Origin of the sequence: Psychromonas sp. SP041 (genome assembly GCF_000470315.2) — a bacterium.
GTDB lineage: Bacteria > Pseudomonadota > Gammaproteobacteria > Enterobacterales > Psychromonadaceae > Psychromonas.
Genome location: NZ_CBRF02000039.1, coordinates 13310 through 39097, shown reverse-complemented (window position 1 = coordinate 39097; position 25788 = coordinate 13310). Strand labels below are relative to the sequence as shown.

21 protein-coding genes and 1 tRNA gene are annotated in these 25788 nt (G+C 36.3%); 17 read left to right on the top strand and 5 right to left on the bottom strand.

Annotated features, from left to right (window positions below):
• Position 1: 1 nt before the first annotated feature.
• The 11 genes from SP041_RS17440 to SP041_RS17390 all read left to right on the top strand — a co-directional run bounded on the left by SP041_RS17440 (position 2) and on the right by SP041_RS17390 (position 12285).
• A complete protein-coding gene (locus tag SP041_RS17440; RefSeq protein WP_025562791.1) occupies positions 2-694 on the top strand; it encodes a transglutaminase-like cysteine peptidase in 693 nt (230 codons plus the stop codon).
• Between the two features lie 7 nt (positions 695-701).
• A complete protein-coding gene (locus tag SP041_RS17435; protein WP_025562790.1) occupies positions 702-2642 on the top strand; it encodes an EAL domain-containing protein in 1941 nt (646 codons plus the stop codon).
• Between the two features lie 302 nt (positions 2643-2944).
• Positions 2945-3403, top strand: a complete 459-nt coding sequence (nrdR, locus tag SP041_RS17430) for a transcriptional regulator NrdR (RefSeq protein ID WP_025562789.1) — start codon at positions 2945-2947, stop codon at positions 3401-3403.
• A 53-nt stretch (positions 3404-3456) separates the two neighbouring features.
• A complete protein-coding gene (gene ribD, locus SP041_RS17425) occupies positions 3457-4596 on the top strand; it encodes a bifunctional diaminohydroxyphosphoribosylaminopyrimidine deaminase/5-amino-6-(5-phosphoribosylamino)uracil reductase RibD (protein ID WP_025562787.1) in 1140 nt (379 codons plus the stop codon).
• Position 4597: 1 nt separating this feature from the next.
• Entirely contained in the window at positions 4598-5260 is a 663-nt protein-coding gene (locus SP041_RS17420) for a riboflavin synthase (protein WP_025562786.1), read from the top strand.
• Positions 5261-5353: 93 nt separating this feature from the next.
• Positions 5354-6460 carry a bifunctional 3,4-dihydroxy-2-butanone-4-phosphate synthase/GTP cyclohydrolase II gene (gene ribBA / locus SP041_RS17415; protein ID WP_025562785.1) on the top strand — a complete coding sequence of 369 codons (1107 nt, stop codon included), beginning with the start codon at positions 5354-5356 and terminating at the stop codon, positions 6458-6460.
• A gap of 84 nt (positions 6461-6544) precedes the next feature.
• Positions 6545-7012, top strand: a complete 468-nt coding sequence (ribE, locus tag SP041_RS17410) for a 6,7-dimethyl-8-ribityllumazine synthase (RefSeq protein ID WP_025562783.1) — start codon at positions 6545-6547, stop codon at positions 7010-7012.
• A gap of 5 nt (positions 7013-7017) precedes the next feature.
• Positions 7018-7446: a transcription antitermination factor NusB gene (nusB, locus tag SP041_RS17405; protein ID WP_025562782.1), complete on the top strand. Its 429-nt coding sequence runs from the start codon at positions 7018-7020 to the stop codon at positions 7444-7446.
• A 131-nt stretch (positions 7447-7577) separates the two neighbouring features.
• On the top strand, positions 7578-8297 hold the full coding sequence (locus SP041_RS17400; protein ID WP_025562781.1) for a DUF445 family protein: 720 nt from the start codon (positions 7578-7580) through the stop codon (positions 8295-8297).
• Positions 8298-8662: 365 nt separating this feature from the next.
• Positions 8663-9655 carry a DMT family transporter gene (locus tag SP041_RS17395; protein WP_025562780.1) on the top strand — a complete coding sequence of 331 codons (993 nt, stop codon included), beginning with the start codon at positions 8663-8665 and terminating at the stop codon, positions 9653-9655.
• 779 nt (positions 9656-10434) lie between these two features.
• Positions 10435-12285 carry a chondroitinase-B domain-containing protein gene (locus SP041_RS17390; protein WP_025562779.1) on the top strand — a complete coding sequence of 617 codons (1851 nt, stop codon included), beginning with the start codon at positions 10435-10437 and terminating at the stop codon, positions 12283-12285.
• Positions 12286-12849: 564 nt separating this feature from the next.
• On the opposite strand, the gene SP041_RS17385 is transcribed toward SP041_RS17390, so the two are convergent.
• The gene (locus SP041_RS17385) at positions 12850-13056 is read right to left on the bottom strand and encodes a DUF3565 domain-containing protein (protein ID WP_025565273.1); all 207 of its coding nucleotides are present in this window, start codon (positions 13054-13056) and stop codon (positions 12850-12852) included.
• Positions 13057-13231: 175 nt separating this feature from the next.
• Positions 13232-15292, bottom strand: a complete 2061-nt coding sequence (gene metG, locus SP041_RS17380; protein WP_025565272.1) for a methionine--tRNA ligase — start codon at positions 15290-15292, stop codon at positions 13232-13234.
• Between the two features lie 226 nt (positions 15293-15518).
• On the opposite strand from metG, the gene apbC reads away from it, so the two are divergent.
• The 4 genes from apbC to SP041_RS17360 all read left to right on the top strand — a co-directional run bounded on the left by apbC (position 15519) and on the right by SP041_RS17360 (position 18620).
• Entirely contained in the window at positions 15519-16604 is a 1086-nt protein-coding gene (apbC, locus tag SP041_RS17375) for an iron-sulfur cluster carrier protein ApbC (protein WP_025565271.1), read from the top strand.
• 121 nt (positions 16605-16725) lie between these two features.
• Complete coding sequence (locus SP041_RS17370) at positions 16726-16977, top strand: DUF2164 domain-containing protein (RefSeq protein ID WP_025565270.1); 252 nt, start codon at positions 16726-16728, stop codon at positions 16975-16977.
• A 124-nt stretch (positions 16978-17101) separates the two neighbouring features.
• A complete protein-coding gene (recR, locus tag SP041_RS17365) occupies positions 17102-17701 on the top strand; it encodes a recombination mediator RecR (protein ID WP_025565268.1) in 600 nt (199 codons plus the stop codon).
• 250 nt (positions 17702-17951) lie between these two features.
• Positions 17952-18620 (top strand): hypothetical protein, encoded by a 669-nt coding sequence (locus SP041_RS17360; protein ID WP_025565267.1) that lies wholly within the window; start codon positions 17952-17954, stop codon positions 18618-18620.
• A 274-nt stretch (positions 18621-18894) separates the two neighbouring features.
• Here SP041_RS17360 and SP041_RS17355 read toward each other — a convergent pair whose 3' ends face one another.
• Complete coding sequence (locus tag SP041_RS17355) at positions 18895-21096, bottom strand: YgiQ family radical SAM protein (RefSeq protein WP_240791498.1); 2202 nt, start codon at positions 21094-21096, stop codon at positions 18895-18897.
• A gap of 242 nt (positions 21097-21338) precedes the next feature.
• Positions 21339-23297: an exoribonuclease II gene (locus tag SP041_RS17350; RefSeq protein WP_025565265.1), complete on the bottom strand. Its 1959-nt coding sequence runs from the start codon at positions 23295-23297 to the stop codon at positions 21339-21341.
• A gap of 232 nt (positions 23298-23529) precedes the next feature.
• Here SP041_RS17350 and SP041_RS17345 point away from each other — a divergent pair.
• A tRNA-Ser gene (locus SP041_RS17345) sits at positions 23530-23620 on the top strand.
• Positions 23621-24123: 503 nt separating this feature from the next.
• On the opposite strand, the gene SP041_RS17340 is transcribed toward SP041_RS17345, so the two are convergent.
• A complete protein-coding gene (locus SP041_RS17340) occupies positions 24124-25020 on the bottom strand; it encodes a LysR family transcriptional regulator (RefSeq protein ID WP_025564138.1) in 897 nt (298 codons plus the stop codon).
• A 215-nt stretch (positions 25021-25235) separates the two neighbouring features.
• On the opposite strand from SP041_RS17340, the gene SP041_RS17335 reads away from it, so the two are divergent.
• Positions 25236-25685 (top strand): DoxX family protein, encoded by a 450-nt coding sequence (locus SP041_RS17335; protein WP_025564140.1) that lies wholly within the window; start codon positions 25236-25238, stop codon positions 25683-25685.
• The last annotated feature ends 103 nt before the right edge of the window (positions 25686-25788 follow it).

Below are 25788 nucleotides of genomic sequence, written 5' to 3'. Positions count from 1 at the left end.
AATGCAATGGAAACGAGCTTCATTAATTAAAGCATTGATCATTGGTTTACTTGCATATACGAGTAGTTACTACCTATATGCAAGTGTTTCATTAAATTTCAATAGCAAAGCGCTTATTTCTACACTGCAAAAAAATTATGGTGACCGTGCTGCTAAACGGGGAGCAGCTTGGTTAAAAATGCTTAATAAACAATATAAAAATGAGCAAGAAAAGCTAGTGAGTACTAATCGTTTTTTTAATCAATTACGATTTACTACTGATAAGAAGCTTTGGGGACAGAGTAATTATTGGGCTACACCCGTTGAGTTCATTGGAGTAAATGCAGGTGATTGTGAAGATTTTGCTTTAGCGAAATACTTTAGTTTATTAGCCATCGGTATTGCAGATAATAAATTACGAATAGTGATGGTTAAATCGCTTACGTTAAATCAGTACCATATGGTTGTTGCTTATTATGCAACCCCTACATCAGAACCATTGATTTTAGATAATATCGATGGTCGAATAAAAAAAGCGAATGATCGCAAAGATTTAATCCCTGTGTATAGCTTTAACGGTAAACAGTTATGGTTAAACAATGAAAAAAGACAAGGCCGTGTCGCAGGAAAACCAAGTAGACTCAAACGATGGAATGATTTAAACCTTCGTATGGGCCTTAATCAATTAAAGCAACCTGTTACATCAATGGAGTAACTTATTTATGACACTGTTTAATCAGATCAATTCATTATTACTAGGATTATTTTTATTGGTAGTAGCGAGTTTGGCGTATTTTCAGTTTACCGAAACAAAAGGGTTTATGGAAAGCCAGATCTCGTCTGACTTAAATAACACCACCAATGCATTAACTCTGATGTTGAAGCCTCACCTTGAAACAGGCGATGTTGCTTCTGCTGAAACGGTAATTAACGTTATTTTTGAAGGTGGCTTCTACAAAACAGTGAGCCTTACGTGGCTAGATAATGATAAAACTCAAGTCTGGGATAATCCGATTAAAGTTGAAGGTGTACCTCAATGGTTTTTAAACTTGGAGCTATTTGGACCACAAAGCACTGAAAGTACTATTACTAATGGCTGGATACAATTAGCGACGTTAAAATTAGAAGCTAATCCTGCAATTGGTTATAGCCAGCTTTGGAAAGTCATGCGTGATACATTAATTACGTTAACGTTATTATTCATTTTATCTTTAATTATTTTACGTTTCCGTTTGAAAAAAATATTAGCACCATTACATCGAGTAGCTGGACAAGCTAAGTTAATCGCCAAACGTGAATTTCAACCTGATTTAGAAACGCCTGATACAATAGAACTTAAAGAAGTAGTATTGGCTATTAATAGTATGTCTAGTCAATTACAAACAATGTTCTCTCAACTCGATACAGAAGTTGTTTCTTTAAAAAATGAAAAACTAACAGATAAAGTGTCACAGCTTCCTAATCGTTTATATTTAAATGCACAACTTGGTAGTTGGATAAAAGATCCTGGTTACGGTGGTGTATTAATTGCACGACTAGATTGGTTAGAACAAATAGATGAGCAGTTTGGCTATCAAGTGCGAGATAACACTATTCGAATTTTAGCGAAGGAAATGCAACAATCATTACCTACTATTGCACCTTGTGTCATTGCACGTATTTCTAGCCGAGAGTTTGTTTTCTTAGTCACAAAAGCTTCGCCTTCACAGTTAAAAGTATACGTACAAAATGTTATTCGTTTGATTAATCAAGCAATGATCAGTGCAAACTATAAAGATCAAGAGCAGTTTTCTATTGGTGTTGCGGTGAGAACTCAAGGTGTTAGTGCTTCTAAATTATTAGGAAGTGCGGATGATGCACTACAATCAGCATTAAATAACAATGAAGTTTGTCACTGGTTTGAAAATAACGAAGAGCAAGACTTAGAATTAGCACAATGGAGAGATTTGTTACAAGAAGCCATTGTTCAACGTGACTTCTTATTACAATGGCACCCTGCAATGTCGTTTGAAAACGATAATGTACTTCAGCGTGAAATATACAGTGGTTTAAAAATTGAAGAGAATGTAATACGAGCAGCCCAATTCATGCCTTATATTGAACAGTTAGAGTTAGGCAGTGAATTTGACCAATCTTTACTTAAAAATATCGCTGAACATCCAACGTTGTTAGCTAACCAAGAAAAAGTAGCCATTAATATTACACAAGATAGTGTACTGGATATTAATTTTCATAATTGGCTGGGTATATTTATTAGTAGACAAAAAAATCCTGACCGTTTCCATTTCGAAATACAGGAAAGCACTGTTTTAACGTATCCAAAACAGAGTCAATTATTTACTAATGTTATAAAACAAAATGGCGGTTTAGTTGGTATTGACCATTACGGAAGAGAGATGGGTTCAGTTGCTTATTTACAAACTATTAAACCAGACTATGTGAAACTAGATCAATCACTATCATGTAACTCAAGTAATGATATGGAAGTTGATGAAATTACAGAGCGTCTTGCCTTAAGTCGAGCGGTTATAAATACGGCACGTGGTGTCGGTATTGAAGTTATTATTACGGCAGTAGAAGATACCGAGCAATTAGATAGATTAAGAGGTCTACATGCGAACGGCTATCAAGGTTTCATTACGCCACCGAGTTATATTTATTAAGCCTTAATAAATCATAAAAAAGCCGCTAAATAGTGTATCGCTATTTAGCGGCTTTTTTGTGTGCTTCAGTTTATTTTTTAAGATCAAAATAATTCCTATAGCATTAATATCTTAGGGTATAAAAATTAAAATAAGGTACTACTTTTTGTTTAATTACTCGTGATAAAATCCCATTTAAGACTAAAATTATGTTAAATTATCAGGTTATTACAACCCCTATATTTAGTTTGTAATTAGCTTAGAAAGTCATATATAACAAGCTAATACGCTATTCCGTCGTTTATTACACAGAGAAATACACTATGTTTTGTCCTTTTTGTAATGCACAAGATACAAAAGTTATCGATTCTCGCCTTGTTTCTGAAGGCTCTCAAGTTCGTCGTCGCCGTTTATGTAACGAATGCAATGAACGTTTTACGACTTTTGAATTGGCTGAATTAATTATGCCTCGTCTGATAAAGTCAGATGGTAGTCGTGAACCTTTTAACGAAGAAAAGTTATTAGTTGGTATTAATATCGCTTTAGAAAAGCGTCCCGTCAGTATTGAAGCAGTAGAGAATGCAGTTAACAAACTTAAATCGACCCTACGTGCAACAGGTGAGAGAGAAGTCCCTACAAAAATGGTCGGCGAATTGGTCATGGATTTATTAAAAGGTTTAGACAAAATTGCCTACATTCGTTTTGCTTCTGTTTACCGTGCATTTGAAGATGTGAAAGAGTTTGGTGAAGAAATTGCCAAACTTGATACAGCGAATAAATAGCCCTATAAAAATTCAAACTCGATTAACACTTTAAATTAAAAAGTAATCATCAGATGTCATTTACTGAACTAGATAAAGAATACATGTTTATAGCGATAGAACTTGCTAAGCATGGACGTTTTACAACATCACCTAACCCTAATGTTGGCTGTGTCATTGTCAACAATGGTATGATTGTTGGTAAAGGTTTTCATAAAAAAGCAGGTACTGGGCATGCCGAAGTTCATGCTCTAGCCGCTGCTAAAGAACAAGCCATAGGAGCAACCTGCTATGTGACTTTAGAACCTTGCTCTCATTATGGTAGAACACCACCTTGTGCCTTAGCCTTAGTTAAAGCGGGCGTAAAGCGAGTCGTTGTGGCAATGGTTGACCCTAACCCTAAAGTGGCTGGTCGTGGACTTTCTCTTTTAGAAGACGCTGGGATTATTGTTGAAGTAGGGTTGTTGACTGAACAAGCTGAGGCATTGAATCCTGGTTTTATTACGCGCATGACATTAAAGCGACCTCGTGTGACCGTTAAAATGGCATCAAGCTTAGATGGTAAAACGGCGTTGAAAAATGGAGTAAGCCAATGGATAACAGGCCCTCAAGCAAGAGCAGATGTTCAATATTATCGAGCACAACAAAGTGCCATTTTAACCGGTAATAAAACGGTTTTTGCTGATGATCCTAGTTTGAATGTACGTTATCAAGAATTAGTTAATAGTCCAGCGTTTGATAGTACCTTATTAGATGAAGCAGATCTTCGTCAACCGATTCGTATCATTTTAGATTCTCACAATAAGCTGACACTACAAGAAAAATTATTTGATTTACCGGGTAAAGTTTTATTAGTGTCCTTGAGCGCACGAGACACAGCTTCATTTTCAGGTTGTAAGGCCGAGGTAGAACAAATTATTTGTACTCAAAATGAAAATAATAAAATTGATCTTCATGCGTTAATGAGCCTACTTAATCAACATGAAATTAATGACTTATGGGTAGAAGCTGGTGCTACATTAGCGGGTGAATTTTTTAAAAATAATTTGGTTGATGAATTTATTCTCTACCAAGCAACAAAATTAATGGGCGATCAAGCTAGAAACTTAGTAAACTTACCCAACTTTTCAACGATGAACGATATTATCACCCTCAAATTACAATCTGTAGTTCAGATTGGTGATGATATTCGTCTTATTAACCATCGAGAATAATATGTTTACAGGTATTGTTGCAGCAGTGGGCAAAATCACTGCAATCAAAAATAACGAAAAAGATATGACCATCACAGTTGATGCTGGCGGTTTAGATATGCATGATGTCAAGCTTGGCGATAGTATTGCTAATAATGGCGTTTGCTTAACTGTAACGCGTCTAAGTGAACATGGTTTTGATGCAGACTTATCATACGAAACAATTAAACTAAGTGCTTTCTCAAGTATTCAAACAGGGTTTATGATTAACCTAGAAAAAGCAATGCAAATGAATGACCGCTTTGGTGGTCATATCGTGAGTGGCCATGTTGATGGTGTTGGAAAAATCACGTCTATTTCACCTTTAGGCAATGCCATTGAATATTGGATTAAAGCGCCTGATGATTTAGCAAAATATATCGCTAAAAAAGGCTCAATCACAGTTGATGGTATTAGTTTAACCACTAATGATGTTGATGGCGCTAGTTTTAAATTGACTATTATCCCACATACGATCAGCGAAACAACAATGCAGCAATATGTTGTAGGCAGTCAAGTGAATTTAGAAGTTGATGTTATTTCTCGTTATCTAGAGCGTTTAATGTTAGGTGAACATGCAGCTAAAACAACGACAAAACAACAATCTACAATGGATCTATTAGCAAAAAGTGGTTTCATGGGCTAGTACTCATGCTTCAGTCACAATAACTTAGTGCTAACTAATAGAACGGTACAAATTTTAGTACACTTTTCAGTACAAGAGATTTAAGGAATCAAAATGAAGTTAAATACAACAGCAGAAATCATCGAAGATATTCGCCTAGGTAAAATGGTTATTTTGATGGACGATGAAGATCGTGAGAATGAAGGTGACCTGATAATGGCTGCTGATTTAGTAACACCGGAAGCTGTTAACTTTATGGCTAAATATGGTCGTGGCTTAATCTGTTTAACACTGACGGCAGATCGTTGTGAACAACTAAAACTACCCTTAATGGTTGAAGATAATACCGCTGCCTTTTCAACTAACTTTACTGTTTCTATTGAAGCGGCTAAAGGTGTTACAACGGGGATTTCAGCTGCAGACCGTGCAGTAACCGTATTAGCAGCGATTGCAAAAGATGCTAAACCAACTGATATCGTGATGCCAGGGCATATTTTCCCACTTAAAGCACAAGAAGGTGGTGTATTAACTCGTGCAGGGCATACTGAAGCAGGGTGTGATTTAGCGCGTTTAGCAGGTCGCGAGCCGGCAGGGATGATTGTTGAAATCTTAAATGAAGATGGCAGCATGGCACGTCGTAGCGATTTAGAAGTATTTGCAAAACTACACGATATTAAATTAGGTACCGTTGCTGATTTAATTGAATACCGTAATAACAATGAAACGACTATTGAGCGTGTGAGCGAATGTAAATTGCCAACAGAATTTGGTGAGTTTGATTTAGTTGCTTACCAAGACACTATTGATAAACAAGTTCATTTTGCGTTAGTGAATGGTGAAGTAAAATCAGCTGAAACAACCAACGTTCGTGTTCATTTACAAAATACGTTCTCTGATAACTTCTTTTCTGATCGTTTAAGTCCGCGTACTTGGCCAATGAGTACAGCATTAGCACGTTTAGCGAAGGACGGTGGTGTGCTAGTGATGTTAGGTCACCAAGAAACAGCTGAATCACTAATAGAACAAATAAAATATATCAAACAAGAAGATGCTGGAGAACGTGTTGCTGCTAAAGCACAAGGTGCGAGTAGACGTGTCGGTGTTGGCTCTCAAATTTTACGCGATTTAGGCGTACAAAAAATGGCGTTATTTAGTTCACAGAAAAAGTACCATGCTTTATCTGGTTTCGGATTAGAAGTCGTTGAATACATCACTGAATAAACCCATATATTCACTGAATAAACAATGTCGTTATAGAAATAAACTGTGCTAGAATGCACAAAAATTTTGTAATAAGGGTAGAAAATGAAAATAATTGAAGGTGGCTTAGCCGCTCCACACGCTAAAATCGCAATCGTGATCTCTCGTTTTAACAGCTTTATTAACGAGCAGTTATTAGCGGGTGCAGTTGATACCCTTAAACGTACTGGTCAAATTTCAGATGATAATATCACTGTTGTTCGTGTACCTGGTGCCGTTGAATTACCGTTGATTACTAAACGTGTTGCAGCGTCTAATAAGTTTGATGCAATTGTTGCATTAGGCTGTGTTATTCGTGGTGGTACACCGCATTTTGAATTAGTTATCAATGAATGTAACAAAGGTTTAGCGCAAGTTTCGTTAGACTACAGTATTCCTGTTGCATTTGGTGTTTTATCTACTGACTCAATCGATCAAGCTATTGAACGTGCGGGTACTAAAATGGGTAACAAAGGTAGCGAAGCTGCTTTAAGTGCACTAGAAATGGTTAACGTGATGGCGGAATTAGGATAATGGCTATGAAACCTGCTGAACGTCGTCGTGCTCGTCAATTTGCTGTACAAGCTGTTTACCAATGGCAAATTACTCAAACGGGTGTAACGCAAATTATTGAACAATTCTCTGTTGACCAAGATATGTCTAAAACTGATGTACCTTACTTTAAAGAATTGTTAATTGGCGTTATACAAAACGTTGAATCATTAGACACAAAATTATCACCTTACCTTTCTCGTAAAATTGAAGATGTTGATATGGTTGACATTGCAGTACTACGTTTAGCGATGTTTGAATTAACATACCGTACTGATGTACCACATAAAGTGGTATTGAACGAAGCAATTGAATTAGCAAAAGACTTTGCAACAGATGAGTCATACAAATTTGTTAATGGTGTATTAGATAAAGCATTACGTAGCTTAAAGTTACGTGAAGACGTTTCAAAATAACTACGGGTTTTTATCTGTAGTAATTTTTGACTCATCAAAATCCAGTTATTTTATAACTGGATTTTTTTTCGATAAAAAATAGAAAATGCATTACTAATGTTTAATAAATGATCACAAAACAAGGAATAAACATGAATAAGAGTTTAGTTACCAACCTGATTGCAACATTAATATTAGGGGCTGGGCTTTTTTTAGGAGAAACTGAGCTAGCCGCAATATTAACCATGGTAGGGTTATTTGCGTTATCAGGCGCTTTAACTAATTGGCTTGCTATCTTCATGTTATTTGAAAAAATACCCTTCTTATATGGCTCAGGTGTTGTACCTGCTCATTTTGAAGAGTTTAAATCAGGTATCAGAAACTTAATGATGAAACAGTTTTTTACGGCACAAAACGTAGAACGATTTTTATCAGCAGGTAGCTTCTCTCCAGCTCAATTAAACTTACAACCTGTGATTGAAAAGGTAGATTTAAACCCAACTTATGATGGGTTGATTAAAGTGATTATGAAGTCATCATTTGGTGGAATGTTAGAAATGTTTGGTGGTGAAGAATCATTAAAGCCATTAAGAGAACCTTTTATAACACACATGAAAACATCTATTATCGATTTAACGAATGATGAAAAATTTATTGAGTTACTAAAAAGTGAAATTGAACACCCTGATATGATGCAAGATATTTTGGCAAAAATAGAAAGAATTATTGAGCAACGTTTAAATGAATTAACACCTCAATTAGTGAAAGAGATCATTCAAGCTATGATCAAAAAACACCTTGGCTGGTTAGTGGTTTGGGGTGGGGTATTCGGTGGTCTAATCGGTTTAGTGAGTGCGCTTATTGTTGCATAAGCATTAAAATTGATAGTTTTACTTCAATATAGACTTGAATCTGCCAGGTAATGAAAGTAATAATCGAGGAGATTATCTATATTGTGGTGAGTAACTTAGAATGAAGGTTATAGGTTATAGGTTATAGGTTATAGGTTATAGGTTATAGGTTATAGGTTATATTTTCTAGCGATGGTAATTAACACTAGCCCTCCATTACTCATGCTTCCTTTTTATACATCGATAATAAGTTAATTGATTTCAGATTTTTGTCCATTTGACTAATTGCTGCTATTTATTTTGTAGATAACAAAGCAAGTTGATTAGACTATGTCGTAAAAAACTGTTTTTATAGTAGATTCATCTTTTACTCCAATGAGCCCAATATGCAAAATTATACTAATAGCCCTTATAAAATTTTTTTATTAACCAGTTTTGCATTAATCGCTTTTGCAGCAAATTCTGTTTTTTGTCGTTTAGCATTAGGAGAGCAACAAGTTGATGCAGGTAGCTTTACTGTGATCAGATTGCTTTCCGGTAGCATTTTCTTAGCTATTTTCCTGTCTGTTAAACATTTTTACTTTAATGCTGACTCTCTGGATAAAAAAGGTTTATCAAATAAGGGAAGTAAGAGTAACAATATTAGCAGTCAAAATAGTAATACTAAAAGTGATAACAGTAAGAATAATAACAGTGAAAATAGTACGAGTAAGGGCAGTTGGCTTAACGCAATTTGGTTGTTTGTTTATGCTATGACCTTTTCTTATGCCTATATTCAACTTGATACGGCAACCGGGGCGTTAGTTTTATTCGCGACAGTACAAGTTACCATGCTATTGACGCGAGTCCTTAAAGGGCACTTATTAAGCCGAGCTGAATTATTAGGTTTGATATTAGCTATTGCAGGGTTTGTTTATCTACTTGCCCCTCAAGTCTCTAGCCCATCGATTGTTGCTTTTGCTTTAATGTGTATTTCAGGTATTAGCTGGGCATTTTATACGTTAGCGGGTAAAAAAAGTGTCGATCCTACCTCTGATACTATTTTTAACTTCTTCCGTACTTTACCCTTTGTTTTTATTTTTGTATTGATCAATATGGATAAAACGTTCTTAACATTGGAAGGCGTTATATACGCTATTTTATCTGGCGTGCTGGCATCAGCAGTCGGTTATTTACTTTGGTATAAAGCATTAAAAGACTTACGCCATAACGTGGCAGCAGTGGTACAGTTATTAGTACCCGTATTAGCCGCTATTGCTGGCTTTATATTCTTAGGTGAAAGTGTGTCAACGGTATTTGTTATTTCAAGTTTAATTATATTAAGTGGTATTTTATTAGTCATTAAAAACCCAACACTCAGTGTTACACGTTCTCAGTAAAATTCTAGATTCAACAGTTTACATTAGTTGGCTGTTGAATCTTTTACAAAAAAATTTATAGAATGGCTTATTAAATATTAACAACGTTATATTCATTATTCCTTTTGATGACTGCACGTTCATTTAATAAACACAGTTTATTCTAGTTAACTCATTCATAAGCTTCATTAACTTCCCCTGCTAATTTGTCCTTACTTAACCCTTTAACTTGTTTTGTCACAACCCATAAAATGATGATGTTTAATCTTACTTGTAAGCGTCAGTTATTTAAAAATTAGCCTAAAAAAGACTTAAGGCCCTTTGTGGATCTGGCTAAACCTTAGTTTATTTAACCTCAATTCTGGTTAATGAAAGCAGCATTGTATTTAAAATCAGAAGGTACTATTTTTTGCTAGTCAGTGCCGTTAGTTTTGCGTAGTTCAATACAAATTATTGAAGCAATAATGGATTATTGAGAGACAATTTAACGCAGAAATCCGTGGAAATAGTGGTGTTGTATCGCTTTGCTTATTCATAACGGAGGTTATTTACCCATCGCTACCACTTGTATTCTCAATTTATTGGTGGGTTTTAATCAGAAAATCATACACGACACGTTAGATCAAATATTTGTCAGTTCAATCAAGTAAAATATTTTTAATTGTATCAGTACCAAAGACATTGATCACAGCATCAATAGTTATCTATAGCTTGAACAAGAAAGTGTGATCTCTTTAATTGTATTAATATAATATATCATTACATTGTCAACTACCTATAATTAGACCAAGGAATGGACCGTGTATAAAAAATTATTATTACTTTCAGCAATGGCCGGATTAACAGCATGTGGAGGCTCAGGTAGCAGTTCAAGTGATGCCAGCAACGCGAATGATGATCAAGCGACAGGATCTACAGCGGCAATAATAAACGGAACCACTGCGGTTGAATTGTATTATAAAAATGGCGATGTTAATAATTCACTTACCATTGTCGACCCCGATGATGGTGAAGAAGCTTTCATTGTGCAAACGGATATAGCGACTACTTATGGCATATTCTCACTTAATGCAGATGGTGAATGGACCTATGAAGTACCAGAAAATGAAACGCTGGGTGACTTAAATGAAGATGAAAGTGCATCAGATAGTGTTACCGTCGCCTCTATTGATGGTACTGAAGCTACGATACGTTTTACTATCCTTTCCGCCGATGCACTTTCTGATGATGATAGTGGCAGTGATGATGACGATGAAGACGATAGTGACGACGAGGATGTAGACACTTATGCATGTTCAGACGCATTCGACGATGACGGATCTGATGATGCAAATCCTGTTGTGACTGGAGCAACGCATCATTCAACGATCGATGACTTAAACGAGTTATTAAACAGTGGCGATGTGCAAGGTGGAGATGAAATCATTGTTTCAGGTGATGGTGAAATCTCAATTAAAGACACTTGTTTCGATGCACAAGTCTTAATTCGTGCTGAAAGTGTTGGCAGTATCACTTTAGAAACGGCTGCTATTTCTAACTCTCAAAACATTACTTTACAGGGATTTGTATTGGGTCCAAATGATGCCAGTACATTATTTAAAATTGTAAACTCAAAAAACATTAAAGTGTTACGTAATACATTTGATCATAAAGATATTACTGATGGGCAAACGTCAGTGGTGTTAACTGAATCAAGTGAAGAAATCTCAATTGCATATAATGAGTTTTTGGATAAAAACATCGTTGTTGAAGATGAGGACGGTCAAATCAATTCAGGCAGTTACATCAAATTTCAATATGATGATGATACTGAAACAATGACAACTAATGCGCATATTCATCATAACTACTTTAAAAATATTGTCCCTTACGTAAAAGAGGGCAATACGACCCCTGAAGGTGACTCAGACCGTGAAGCAATCGTCTTTGGAGATTCGGGTTCTCAAGATGTAGAAACAAACCATTTAATTGAATATAACTTGTTTGAAGATACCGATGGTGAAAATGAAATTATGACGGTTAAAACGTCAAATAATACATTCTCAAACAATACTTTTTTAAACTCTATGGGCTCACTATCATTCCGTTTAGGACATGATAATAAAGCAGAAAATAATTATTTTTATGGTACTGGCAATAGCACCTTAGTGACGGATGCTAATTACGAAACAGGGGGTATTCGAGTTTACGGCGCAAACCATACTGTGAGTAATAACTATATGGAAAACTTATCGGGTACGAGTTGGAGAAGTCCTATATTAATTGATTCAGGTGATGTATCTGATAGTTCTAATGGCAATAGTCATGAAGCACCAACCAATGTGACTGTGACGGACAATACATTAGTAAACAATTTAGGCGGAGGTATTTTCATTGGTCGAGATAACTATACTATCGTGCCTAAGGATATTACTATTTCAGATAACTTAGTGACCGGAAGCGAAGGTAGTTTATTCAATAACTACGCTAATGATGATTCTAATACCTGGTCTGGTAACCAATCATACGCAACCGGTTCTGCTGTTGATAATGAAGATGGTACGTTAGGCGCTGGCGAGTTAGAAGTGCTTTCATCAGAGCCTACTATTATTGTATCTACACCATTATCGACTGATGATGTTGGTCCAACAGCTGACATCACAACTAATTAATACCAATCACAATAAATAGCTTATCTATTTTACTTGTTAAAACAGCTCACTTCCTCGTTGTAAATTTCGTAAAGGGAACAGCCATTTACGTCAATTTACGCCTTGAATTGAACTGTTTTTTCAGCGCAAAATTTAGATAACATATTTAATGTAATCGGTATAAGTTTAACCATTCAAAGCCAGTCATATTAAGTATGACTGGTTTAACAACTAATCCTAATGCTTGTCTCGTTATATTAAGTTTATGAAAACAATTTCAGTCATCATATTAACTGCTATGTTCAGATTCAATATCTGTATTAATTGTTCGTTAGTAAAGACACATAAAGAAATAATACCAATGGAATTAAATAAGTGATCAGAGATTGCGCAGGAAAAATTAACACTAATAAGGCGTGAGTTGTAGGAGATAGTTGTTCTCACTTCAAAACTCACAACGCAGTTAGGGGTGATTTTAACCAGCAAGAATGATCACCTTATTAATTCTTTTGGTATAAGTAATTAATAGAAAGAAATGAGGTATATAGGGAGACTTGGATTCAGAACATTTAACTGACTGTTTTGTTATTGTTTATCTTTCGCCTCGCCAGTATCACATTTAACACAGTTTAATTGATGTCCAATCATCTTTTTTCGACCGGTTTCAGTCGTTACCCATAAACGAACGCTCCAAGGTGGGTTATGCCTGACATGCTGAAAATGCCCACAATGTAATTGAGCAACCCAATGATGTTCGTCATCTTGGTGATAACCAATGATCTGCTGTTTCATTATTATTTCATTTTCTCTTATTTAGGATAAACATAATGATGAATAATCATGACTAATACCAATTACGTTAAGTATGTGATCTATTTATCGGAGTTGGTATAAAATAATTAGCAATAAAAAAGCCCTAAGTGGTTAAGCTTAAGGCTTTTTAGTATTTAATTAATCATAACGATTATTACATAATACGTTGACCAGGTTTAGCACCAGAGTCTGGATTTAAGATATGAATATCTTCCCCGCCAGGGCCTGCGGCCAATACCATGCCTTCAGATAAACCAAACTTCATTTGACGAGCTGCAAGGTTTGCCACCATCACTGTTAGTTTACCCTCTAAGTCTTCAGGGTTGTAAGCAGACTTAATACCAGCAAAGACAGTACGTGTTTCACCACCTATGTCTAAGGTTAGTTTTAATAGCTTATTCGCTTTAGGCACATGCTCAGCTTTTACAATTAAAGCAACGCGTAAATCAGTTTTTGCAAAGGTATCAAAATCAATTTCAGCTGCAATAGGCTCTTTGTCTAATTCACTTTGGCTTTCAGCTTGTGTTGCTTCAGCGACTTTCTCTTTTGCTGCTGCATCAGCGGCTGCACTTGCTTTTGACGATTCAACCATTGCTTCAACATGTTTCGGGTCAATACGTTGGAATAACGCTTTGAATTTGTTGATTTGGTGTCCAGCTAATGGCGCCTTAATACTATCCCACGTTAATGTTTCATTTAAAAATGCTTCACTACGTTCAGTTAGTTTTGGCATGATTGGTTTTAAGTAAGTCATTAGTACACGGAACAAGTTAATACCCATTGAGCAGATATCTTGTACTTCAATTTCTTTACCTTCAACTTTTGCTAATGCCCACGGTGCTTTATCATCAATGTATTTGTTAGCAATATCAGCTAATGCCATAATTTCACGAATAGCGCGTGAAAATTCACGTTTTTCAAATTGTTCTGCAATCGAATCACCTGCATCAACAAACTGTTGGTATAGCTCAGGTTCAGAAACTTCTGAAGATAATTTACCGTCGTATTTTTTAGCAATAAAACCAGCAGTACGTGATGCTAAGTTAACTAATTTATTTACTACATCTGAATTTACACGTTGTGTGAAATCATCAAGATTAAAATCCAAATCATCAACGCGTGATGTTAATTTAGCTGCATAGTAATAACGTAAGCATTCAGGATCTAAGTTTTCTAGGTAAGTACTCGCTTTGATGAACGTGCCTTTTGATTTAGACATCTTCTCACCATTAACACTGACATAACCATGTACGTTAACGCCAGTAGGCTTACGGAAACCCGCGCCTTCTAACATTGCAGGCCAGAACAAACCATGGAAATTGATGATATCTTTACCAATAAAATGGTAAAGTTCTGCAGTACTGTCTTTTGCCCAGTAATCATCAAAGTTAAGGTCGTCAGTACGATCACATAGATTTTTAAAGCTACCCATGTAACCAATCGGCGCATCTAGCCAAACATAAAAGAATTTACCCGGTGCATCTGGGATTTCAAAACCAAAGTAAGGCGCATCACGTGTGATATCCCATGCTTTCAAGCCGCTTTCAAACCATTCACTTAGTTTATTAGCCACTTCCGTTTGAAGCGCACCTGATTTAGTCCATTCAACTAACATATCTTGGAACTGTGGTGCATCGAAGAATAAGTTTTCAGTGTCTTTCATCACCGGTGTTGCATTTGAAACAACTGATTTAGGATTAATCATTTCAGCAGGGCTGTAAGTTGCACCACACACATCACAGTTATCGCCGTATTGGTCTTCAGCCTTACATTTAGGGCAGCCACCTTTTACAAAACGATCCGGTAAAAACATTTCTTTTTCTGGATCGTATAATTGCGAAACCACTTTTTTAGTGATGTAGCCGTTATCACGTAATGCTAAATAAACTTGTGATGATAATGCTTTGTTTTCTTCAGAATGCGTTGAGTGGTAGTTATCAAAACTGATATTAAAACCCTCAAAATCTTTTTCGTGATCTGCTTGAACTTGTGCAATTAATTGCTCAGGTGTGATACCCATTTCTTGAGCTTTAAGCATGATCGCAGTGCCATGAGCGTCATCGGCACATACAAAGTGAATGTTATTACCGCGTAAGCGTTGGAAACGAACCCAGATGTCCGCTTGTACATGCTCAAGCATGTGCCCTAAATGGATTGGACCATTTGCATAGGGAAGGGCGCAGGTAACAAGGATATTACGATCTTGATTAGCCATTTTATTTGATATTCCTTAAGTCTAAGCGGATTTTTTACAGCTTGTAATACTACCCAAAAAATAGGGTAAATCCCACTCTTATCTATATTAGCTAACGTTGAAAAGCATAAATAAAGCAATGTTTAGCAACGATAGCGTAGATATTTAATAGACTTCGTTTTAATAAGGATGAATTATCTAATCATTTTGATAAACTCATTCATCAATTTAGGTTTAAGGAATGACTATGCTGTTTAAAAAGAAAACTATCGAACAACAAGTTTTACAATGTTTTGAGAAAATAATTGAATCAGAATTACTCAAAAAATTTACAAAGCAGCGCTTATTAACCATCAAGGAAGAGTCAGCTGAAATATCAATTTGTTTGCCATTCTATGCACCTAATTGGTTAGCTGAATTACAAGCACAATCTACAGAGCAGTTAACATCTATTTTCAAGCAAGCACCCACGTGGAACGTGACTTATAAAGTGCCTACTTTTGAACATAAAAAAGGGACTAAAACGAACCCTAATATTAAAAACATTATTGCGGTTTCATCAGGCAAAGGTGGAGTCGGTAAGTCTACCGTAAGTGTTAATTTAGCGATTGCATTAGCTAAAAATGGTGCCAAGGTTGGTGTATTAGATGCCGATATCTACGGGCCTTCTTTACCGACTATGCTCGGTCATAAAAACACTAAATCAACGTCTGCTGACGGTAAGTTATTACAACCCATTGCCGCACACGGTATTGTTGGTAATAGTATTGGCTTTTTAATTGATGATAAAGATGCCATGGTGTGGCGTGGCCCAATGGCAAGTAAAGCACTGCAACAAGTACTCAATGAAACTGATTGGCCTGAATTAGATTACTTAATTGTTGATATGCCGCCAGGTACAGGTGATATCCAACTAACGATGTCGCAAAATGTCGCTGTGACCAGTGCTGTGATTGTTACAACCCCACAGGACGTTGCGTTAATTGATGCTCAAAAGGGCGTGATTATGTTTAATAAGGTCGATGTGCATGTCACTGGTTTAATTGAAAATATGAGTGTCTATTCATGTGTTAAGTGTGGGCATCAAGAAGCTATTTTTGGAACGGGTGGCGGTAGAAAATTAGCTGAACAGTTTAACTTACCGTTTTTAGGTGAATTACCATTACATATACAATATCGTCAAAATACTGATGAAGGTTGCCCTACGGTTGCTAAAAATGAACTTCCTGCATTAGTAGAACCGTACTTAGTATTAGCTGAACAGGTCGCGATTAATCTTTATAAAAACTTAGAGCCAACCATTGAACAAATCAAAATAACAGAGCTGAAATAACGGTATGAATGTTAGCTAAAGCACAACGCTTTCATTTAACAAGAAAAACCCGTCTAATAGCGATATTTATTGGATTGGTTTTTGAACGTATTCATATCGCATTTTTTTGTAAGGATTCACAATGCCTGAAATCAAGTTTTCAACATCTCAAAAGACCGCGATCGTTGACGAGATACAAAAGTATTTTGAAAAAGAGTTAGATCAAGAGCTTGGTCAATTTGATGCTGAGTTTCTACTCGATTTTTTTAGTGAAAAAGTCGGTAGTTATTATTATAACCAAGGTCTTAATGATGCGAGAGCAATATTAGATGATAAACTCGACACCATTACTGAATCCTTTTATGAGTTAGAAAAAATAACCGAGTTTGGTTAAGCACTGAGCTGACTTAATGATTAAGTTAAACATTTTATTCGCCACTGCTTATATTGATAATGTTATTCAGCAGTCGTTAATAGCGTCATTTAAAAACAGATTTTAAAATAGAAGAAGTTAAACCATGTCAAATAGACCATTAATCGAAGAGCTAACACAAGCATTGCAGTGTTTACCAAGTGTCGGGCCAAAGTCTGCACAACGAATGGTGTATCATTTGTTAGATAAAAACCGTAATGGCGCACTTAAGCTAAGTGACGTGTTAGCACGAGCGGTTACTGAAATAGGCCATTGCCAGCAGTGCCGTACGTTCACTGAAGAAGATTTATGCCCTATTTGTAATAATCAAAAGCGTAATGATAACGGGACTATTTGTATTGTTGAAATGCCCGTGGATGTGGTGGCCATAGAGCAAACAGCATTGTTTTCTGGTACTTACTTTGTGTTAATGGGGCACTTGTCACCTCTTGATGGTATTGGTCCTGAGCAGCTTGGTTTAAACCTATTAGAAAAGCAGATGCAAAAAGGCAATATCAACGAAGTTATCTTAGCCACAAACCCAACGGTTGAAGGTGAAGCAACCGCTTATTACATTGCTGAAATGGCCAGAAAATTCAAAATCCAAGTAAGCCGTATTGCCCATGGTGTACCAGTGGGTGGAGAGTTAGAGTTTGTTGATAGCACAACGTTGTCGCATTCGTTCTCTGGGCGCTCAATGTTATAATTTCTGATCAACTTATTTATATCATCAGCATGCTTTCTATTTTATTCGATTAGTTTAGATTATCGGGCAGGGGAAATAGCAGAACCGTTACATTTAGGCTAATCACTTAACCCTCAAATGAAAACGTAGAAAAATATTGTCATGTTTATTATTAATTAAAATGATGAACTGCAATGGTCAATTTAATCACCCTCGAGATGATCATTGACAATAGAAACCACATGGATTTGTATTTACTTAAAGGAATAAAATGTCTGCCAATAATAATGTCCCTTTTGAAGGAACAGACAAAGCACGTAAAGCGTTAAAATCGATATTAACAACTTCAACATTCAATACGCTATTAGCTAATCGAATCCCTGTCTCCATTGCTGATAAACTTTCTCGACAAGTAGTCGATAATGTTGATTTCTTAACACTGTTTAAAATTGTTGCTGAAGATATGCAAAACCAACATGTTCCTAAGCAGCGTATTTTAGATAGGACCATTGTGCACATGTTCGAAATTTTATTTCGTATCATTAATGTAGAGAAAGGTAATGAAGCAGAGGTCATGCAAAAAGAGTTTTTTACGCTTGTGCCACGTGGAGAGTGTTTAGATTTATTTTTACAATTAGTGAAAGAGTATTGCATGGGAGATGCAGAAATTCAGCGTTATACTCAAAAATTAGAACAATTGATTGAAGGTTACAGTAAGGAATACATTATTAACTGGGATCAGTTGTATAAAAGTGAAGCCTTTAAAAGTTATCTTTCTGCCTTACTATCATTAATATTAACTCACTTACGTGAAGATAGGGCACCGATTCCCGCATTAGAAAATAAAATACCAACGCATTTTCAGCCTTACCGTATTAATTCATTTTTAAATCAAATATGTAAATTAAAGCAAACAGGCGGACTTCAATTAGATGCTTAATATCAATCAATTTTGTAGATCTGCTATGTAAACTATTTACGTAAACCCATTATGTTGATGAGATGAACTAAGCGGCAGTAAGTTTGATCTCTAGGGAAATTGAATCTTCTGAAAAAGTGTTAACGCTGATTGCTTGCTGCTTGTTTGATTAGCCATTAGGTATAATGAAAAACCAGATAAATTTTTACTATAAAAAAGGCGTTAACTTGGTTAAAAGTTAACGCCTTTTTTGCATATAAATTGATGACTCTACTTTGTCATTTATTATAATTAATTATTTTTGAAACTGGTTTGTACTAAAACGAGTTAACCCTTGCTTACCATTTGTTGCTGGTTTAGAACCAAACTTAGCTTTAGGCGTACGTTTATTATTAACCACTTTACCTTGATTTTTTGGAGCAACTTTACCTTTTAAAGGTGCTTTTCCTTTTTTAGCATTTCTATTCATCACTTCCGCACGTGTTTCTTTAGGTACTAAACACGTTGCTTTACTACCAATCAAGGTTTTATCTAATCCCATTTTGGTTAATGCTTCACGAATAATTGGCCAATTATCTGGATCATGATAACGCAGTATCGCTTTATGTAATCGACGTTGAACGGTTCCTTTTGGAATGGACACTGTTTCACTGTTTCTTTTTACATTACGTAATGAGTTAATTTCTGTGTGATACAAAGTCGTCGCATTCGCTAAAGGTGAAGGATAAAAGTTTTGTACTTGATCTAACTTAAAATCATTTTCTTTTAGCCACATTGCTAGATTGATCATATCCATATCTGTTGTGCCAGGGTGAGCTGAAATAAAGTATGGGATCAGGTATTGTTTTTTACCCGCTAATTTAGAGTAATGATCAAATAGCTCTTTAAACTTATCGTAGCTACCCATACCCGGTTTCATCATTTTATTTAATGGACCTTCCTCGGTATGTTCTGGTGCTATTTTCAAATATCCACCCACGTGATGCGTCGCGAGTTCTTTGACATATTCAGGATCTTGGATTGCCAAGTCATAACGAACGCCTGATGCAATCAATACTTTTTTAATGCCTGGTACCCTACGTGCCGCGCGATATAGCTCAATCGTTGGCGTATGGTCAGTATCAAGGTGGCCACAAATAGTTGGCCATACACAAGAGGGTTTACGGCACGTTGCTTCGGCTTTTTCACTCTTACAACGTAACTTATACATATTAGCCGTTGGACCACCAAGGTCTGAAATTACGCCAGTAAATCCTGGAACTTTGAGTTTTATGTCTTCAATTTCATTGATGATTGATTCCTGCGAACGACTTTGTATTATACGACCTTCATGCTCTGTAATACTACAGAAAGTACAACCGCCAAAACAACCTCGCATAATATTAATAGATGTTTTTATCATATCGTAAGCGGGAATTTTAGCATCGCCATAACTTGGATGCGGAACACGTGCATAAGGTAAACCAAACACACCATCCATTTCACTTTCTTCTAAAGGTGTTGCAGGTGGATTTAACCATATAGCGCGACTACCATGCTTTTGCATTAATGCTTTTGCTGAGGTTGGGTTAACTTCTTGGTGAAAAATACGCGATGCATGTGCATACAGCATTTTATTTTCTTTCACTTGCTCAAACGTTGGTAAGTTAATATAAGTCGTTGACCACGCTTTAGATTTTTCTTCCCATCTTTTTTCACGCTCCTCTTGTGGCGTGCCTTTATGCGGTGTCATTTGGATAACTTGCGCTGTTTTAGTGATGTCTGATGCTTCATCAGCCGCATCGCTTTCATCTTTCGCAGTATCACATTTTTCACTTAAATCTTGATAAGGGCTATAGATAGGATCTATTTTGCCTGGCTTATCGACACTACGTGAATCGATACCTGTCCATCCAGGCAATGCTGAATTGGTTAAAAAAGCACTACCACGTACATCGGTAATGGTTTTAATATCATCACCTTGTGCAATACGGTGTGAAATTTCAATTAGCGGACGTTCTGCATTTCCGTAAATTAATAGATCCGCTTTTGCATCAAACAAAACAGATTGACGTACTTTGTCAGACCAATAGTCATAATGTGCTATGCGGCGTAAACTCGCTTCAATACCACCAATGATAACGGGAATACCTTTGTAGGCTTCTTTACAACGTTGCGTATAAGCTGCAACGGCGCGATCCGGGCGTTTACCGCCTTCATCGTTTGGCGTGTAAGCATCATCATGTCTTAGTCTTCTTTCCGCCGTATAACGGTTGATCATTGAATCCATGTTACCGGCAGTTACACCAAAGTATAAATTAGGTTTACCTAGTTCCATAAATGCATCTTTTGAGTGCCAATCAGGTTGAGCGATAATACCGACTCTGAAACCTTGTACTTCAAGCATTCGACCAATGACAGACATTCCGAAACTAGGGTGATCCACATAAGCATCACCTGTGACTATAATAATGTCGCAACTATCCCAGCCAAGCTGTTTCATCTCTTTACGTGACATAGGTAAAAAGGGAGCTGCTTTAACAGAGTCGCCTCTGTATTTTGGATATGAAAATAAATTGCGGTCTTTGTGGGGAGTTATTGGCTTCAAGAAAAAATCTCTAGTATTGGAATGTTAAATTGAGATTATTGTACCATAGAGTTTAACAAAGTCGCTTTTTGTCGTTCACAAAAAAAGGGGATAATCAGTCGATCTTAAAGATCAACTGATTAGAGGTGTTTTTTAAGAGGAGCAAAAGCTGTTTAACCCAATGGATCAGCAAGTTTAGCAATTAATTGACGAGACTCAGGTTTAACAGACGTTAGCATTACATCGATGACATCACCTAGTTGCAATTCGATTTGTTCGGCTACTTTAACCACGCCTTGCTCTCGAACACATTCTATTTTTTTAGCGTCAGAAGATTTACCTAACAAACTGCTTGGTACAAAGAAAGTCGCACCGTTTTCTTGAACACGAACGCGACAACCTGCTTTAACGATATCAAATATCTCAGCTTTATAACGCCAATCTGAATTTTCTTGGTCTTTTAAATAACCACAATAAAGCAGGTTATTGACATCGCGTTCAGCCATGCGTTGTGATTTACGCGCTTCATTCAAGTGAGCGCCAATCTCTGGGTCAACCGGTGTCGAAGCTTGTTGTGTTAATACAGACTTAATTAAACGATGGTTAATTAAATCGCCGTATTTACGAATAGGCGATGTCCATGTTGCGTAATGTTTCACACCCATTGTAAAGTGCGGTGCAGGTGTTGCTGAAGTATCTGCGTAAGACAGTAAACGACGTAGACGATGGTCTAAATAAGCATTATGTAGTTCAGCGACTTCTTGGCGCATTTTTACATAACCTTCAAGCGTGGCTAATGAAGCAGCATCAATAATAATGCCATATTCAGCGAGTAAAGAAGACGCTTTACCTAGACGATCCGTTGCGATACCTGAATGGACATTGAATACACCGGCTTGTTTATTTTTTGCTAGAAAGTCACCAGCACAAACATTAGCAGCAATCATCGATTCTTCAACTAAGCGGTTCGCAGTTCGGCGAGGCTCACATAGAATCTCATACACTTCGCCTTTATTATTCAGCTTCAAAGTGTAGTCAGGTTGGCTTTTCATCACAATCGTATTGTCACAACGCCATTGATGACGAGCTCCTGTGGCTTGATCTAACACGTTTAATAATTGACTTAATTGCTTATTTGGTTTCCATTGGCCATCTGCTAATTCATCATTTTCTAAGTAATTTGACACATCATTATAATTAAGACGGAAATGAGATTTTATACATGCGGCAAAAAATTCTGGTTCACCAATAATCTCTCCGCCTTTACCAATTTGTAACGTACAGCAGATAGTGGCGCGTTTTTCACATTCTTTTAATGAACATAAACTATCGCTCAAATCACGTGGCAACATAGGCACATTAAAGTTTGGTAAATAGAGAGTGAAAGAGCGTTTTTGTGCTTCTTTATCCATTTCACTTTGTTCTGGCACGTAAGCAGAAGGATCTGAGATCGCCACTGTTAATGACCAACCTTGATCGTTTTCTTCAACGTATAACGCATCATCCATATCTTGCGTGTTAACGCCATCAATAGTGAAGAAAGGGAGTTTAGTCAGGTCTCGGCGATCAAGTTCAGGATCAATCACTTGCCAAGGATGGTCAAAATCAGGGGCTTTATTTGGTAGCTTATGAGTGGCAACGGCAATTAAACGATATGCAAAAGGGTCGTTATATTCTGCAACTTTCTCAATCACTTCAACTAAGAAACCATTTCCATCTAAAGCATGAGTAAGTAATTTAACGGTAACCCAGTCACCATTGTTATAACCTTTATTAGCTAATTGCATTGCACCTTTAATTTTAAAGAAAGCATTTAATAAAGGGTTATTGGCTTTAATAGAAACACGTTTATCACTAATAGATAACAGTGCAACAAACTCAGTGGTATCGGTTTGTTTTAATTGTACTGGTTGAGCAGACGATTTATCACCATTTTCTGTGATAGCTGCATTAATACGATCACCGTGTAATACTTTTTTCATATCACTTGGCGCAATAAAGAAACGTTTACCTTTGTCGGTTTCTAAAAATCCAAATCCACGATCAGACGCTTTAACAATACCAGTACGTTTAGGTATCTTTTCCTGCATTGTTTGTTTAAGTTGATTTAATAATGGATTGTCTTGGAACATACTTGAAACCTTCAATGAATAGCAATAAGGCGCTTAAAGAAAACGTATTTGAAAAAATAATAAAAGCGTTAACATTTATAAACTTGTGATGAGATAGTAAAGGTGATTGCCTTTGAATTAAAGGTTGAATAGCTTAAATGTGAAAAATTAATCTTATTTAGCGATAATTGAAAATAAATTAAAAAAAGACTTGGCTTTTTTTTTAATTTGTTTATTATACGCCTCGTTCTGCGGAGGGGTGGCAGAGCGGCTGAATGCACTGGTCTTGAAAACCAGCGAGGGTTAATAGCTCTCCGAGAGTTCAAATCTCTCCTCCTCCGCCACATTAAGAAAAGGCTCATTATCGAAGATAATGAGCCTTTTTGATTTTTAAAGATAAAACATTTAAACAATTAAATATTTATCCTTCATCTCCTATTAAAAATAACCATTTGTTTGGCATTACATATTTAGTTATTAATATGAAAAATCACATAACTTTTTTTACATACAGAAATGGTTTGAATCTATAATCGTTGTAACAAGATTATTGTTCGGATATGTCTTGTTATACTTATTACAAATCAAGATGCATTATTCAGTTGTTAGCTTGGACGGAAAGGCAAGGTGTAACATGGTGATAATGGCGAGTCCTTCTCGAGTGTTACAATGCAGTTTGGTTTTCGGGTTAGCGAGCAGCAGGACAAGTCATCAGGCTCCACCTTCATTGTTTAACGTCTGGATTTAACCCGCTAGATCGTTACTTTTATACCTAGCGTCTATTTACCTCACTATTTTTTGTATTTTGAATGGTGATAGACATAGACTGTAAAATCAGATCTATTATTTACTCATCCCAATAGGGTGGTGAACCATAATACCCTTCCATGAAATCAATAAAACATCTGACTTTATTAGGTAATAATTTTCTGTTGGCATACATCGCATATAAACCAATTGGATCAAGTTCAAAGTCAGGTAATATCTGAACTAGTTCTCCTCTTTGTAGTGCTTTACTGGCAATAAAAGTTGGTTGTAATACGATACCTGCACCAGCAATAGCGGCTTCAACTAAGACATCGCCATTATTACTACGTAATGCACAGCTCGTGTTTTGTGTTCTTAACCATCGAAATACTTCGTCCTTACCATCTATTTCCATGTAGCTGTAGTGTAAGTAACGATGTGTTTTAAGATCTTCAGGTTTAATAGGCTTGCCGTATTGCTTAAGGTAATCTGGAGAAGCACACAAAATAACGCGAATTGGCGCGATATGTTTAGCGATTAATGATGAGCTTTTAAGTTGTCCAATACGAATGGCCACATCAAATCCTTCATCCACAATATCAACTTTTCGATCATTGAGCTGTAAATCCACATTGACTAAAGGATAGCGTAATTGGAACTCTGCCACTAACTTAGCCATGTGCTTTAATGCGAATGAAACGGGGGCGCTAATACGTAACGTTCCCTTGGGGTTTTGCTGCAAACCACCAAGTTGTGAGTCCATCTCATCAATACTTAATAATATTTGTTGAGCATGTTGATAATAATGTGTTCCCGCTTCAGTCAAGCTCACTTTACGTGTTGTACGGTGTAACAATCGTATATCAAGTTGCTCTTCTAATTTTGAAATATACTTACTCACTAGCTGAGGGGACAATTGAATGGCTGAAGCTGCATTGCTAAAACTACCTTCAGTGACGACGGCAACAAAGGCACGCATTGCATCAATTCTATCCATTATGACCTCTATTTTTTATTAACTGTTTTGGCTATTTGTTAATGTTTTCATTGAAAAATTTCATTGAAAACCTTTTTGAAAAATGATTATCAACATATTGTTGTTAATCATTCTATATTTTTCATATTACTCTTTTATATTGTTGATAGTAAAGTGTCTGCATCCCAATAATAAGGGGCAACACTATCAATTATTAATTTATAAAGGAACAACCTATGAACTCACCATTATTAAACAAACTACTGTCATCGAAAGCGGGTATCGTTGCATTAATACTTCGTGCACCGATTGGGTTGATTTTAGCTGCACATGGCTCACAAAAATTATTTTCTTGGTTTGGTGGTTACGGTTTAGAAGGTACTGGGCAGTGGATGGCTAGCATCGGGATGACTCCGGGATATTTAATGGCTTTACTAGCCGGCAGCGCAGAATTCTTTGGTGGTTTAGCATTATTATTAGGGTTATTAACACGCCCAGCGGCAGTAGTTGCAGCGTTTACTATGGTAGTGGCGATATTCTCGGTACATATAAGTAATGGTTTATTTATGGATAACAACGGTTACGAATACGCATTAACCTTGTTAGTCGCATTGATTGCGTTAGCAGTACAAGGTGGTGGCAGTTTTAGTTTAGATAACGCATTAAGCAAAAAATTGAGTAAATAGTTTAGTTCATCTTATCGTTCTATTTTGATCATTATCGCTAGGATCTAGCGATAATGATCTTTTTAAACTGTTTAGTAGTTTAGTCATCTTTTTCATTTCATAT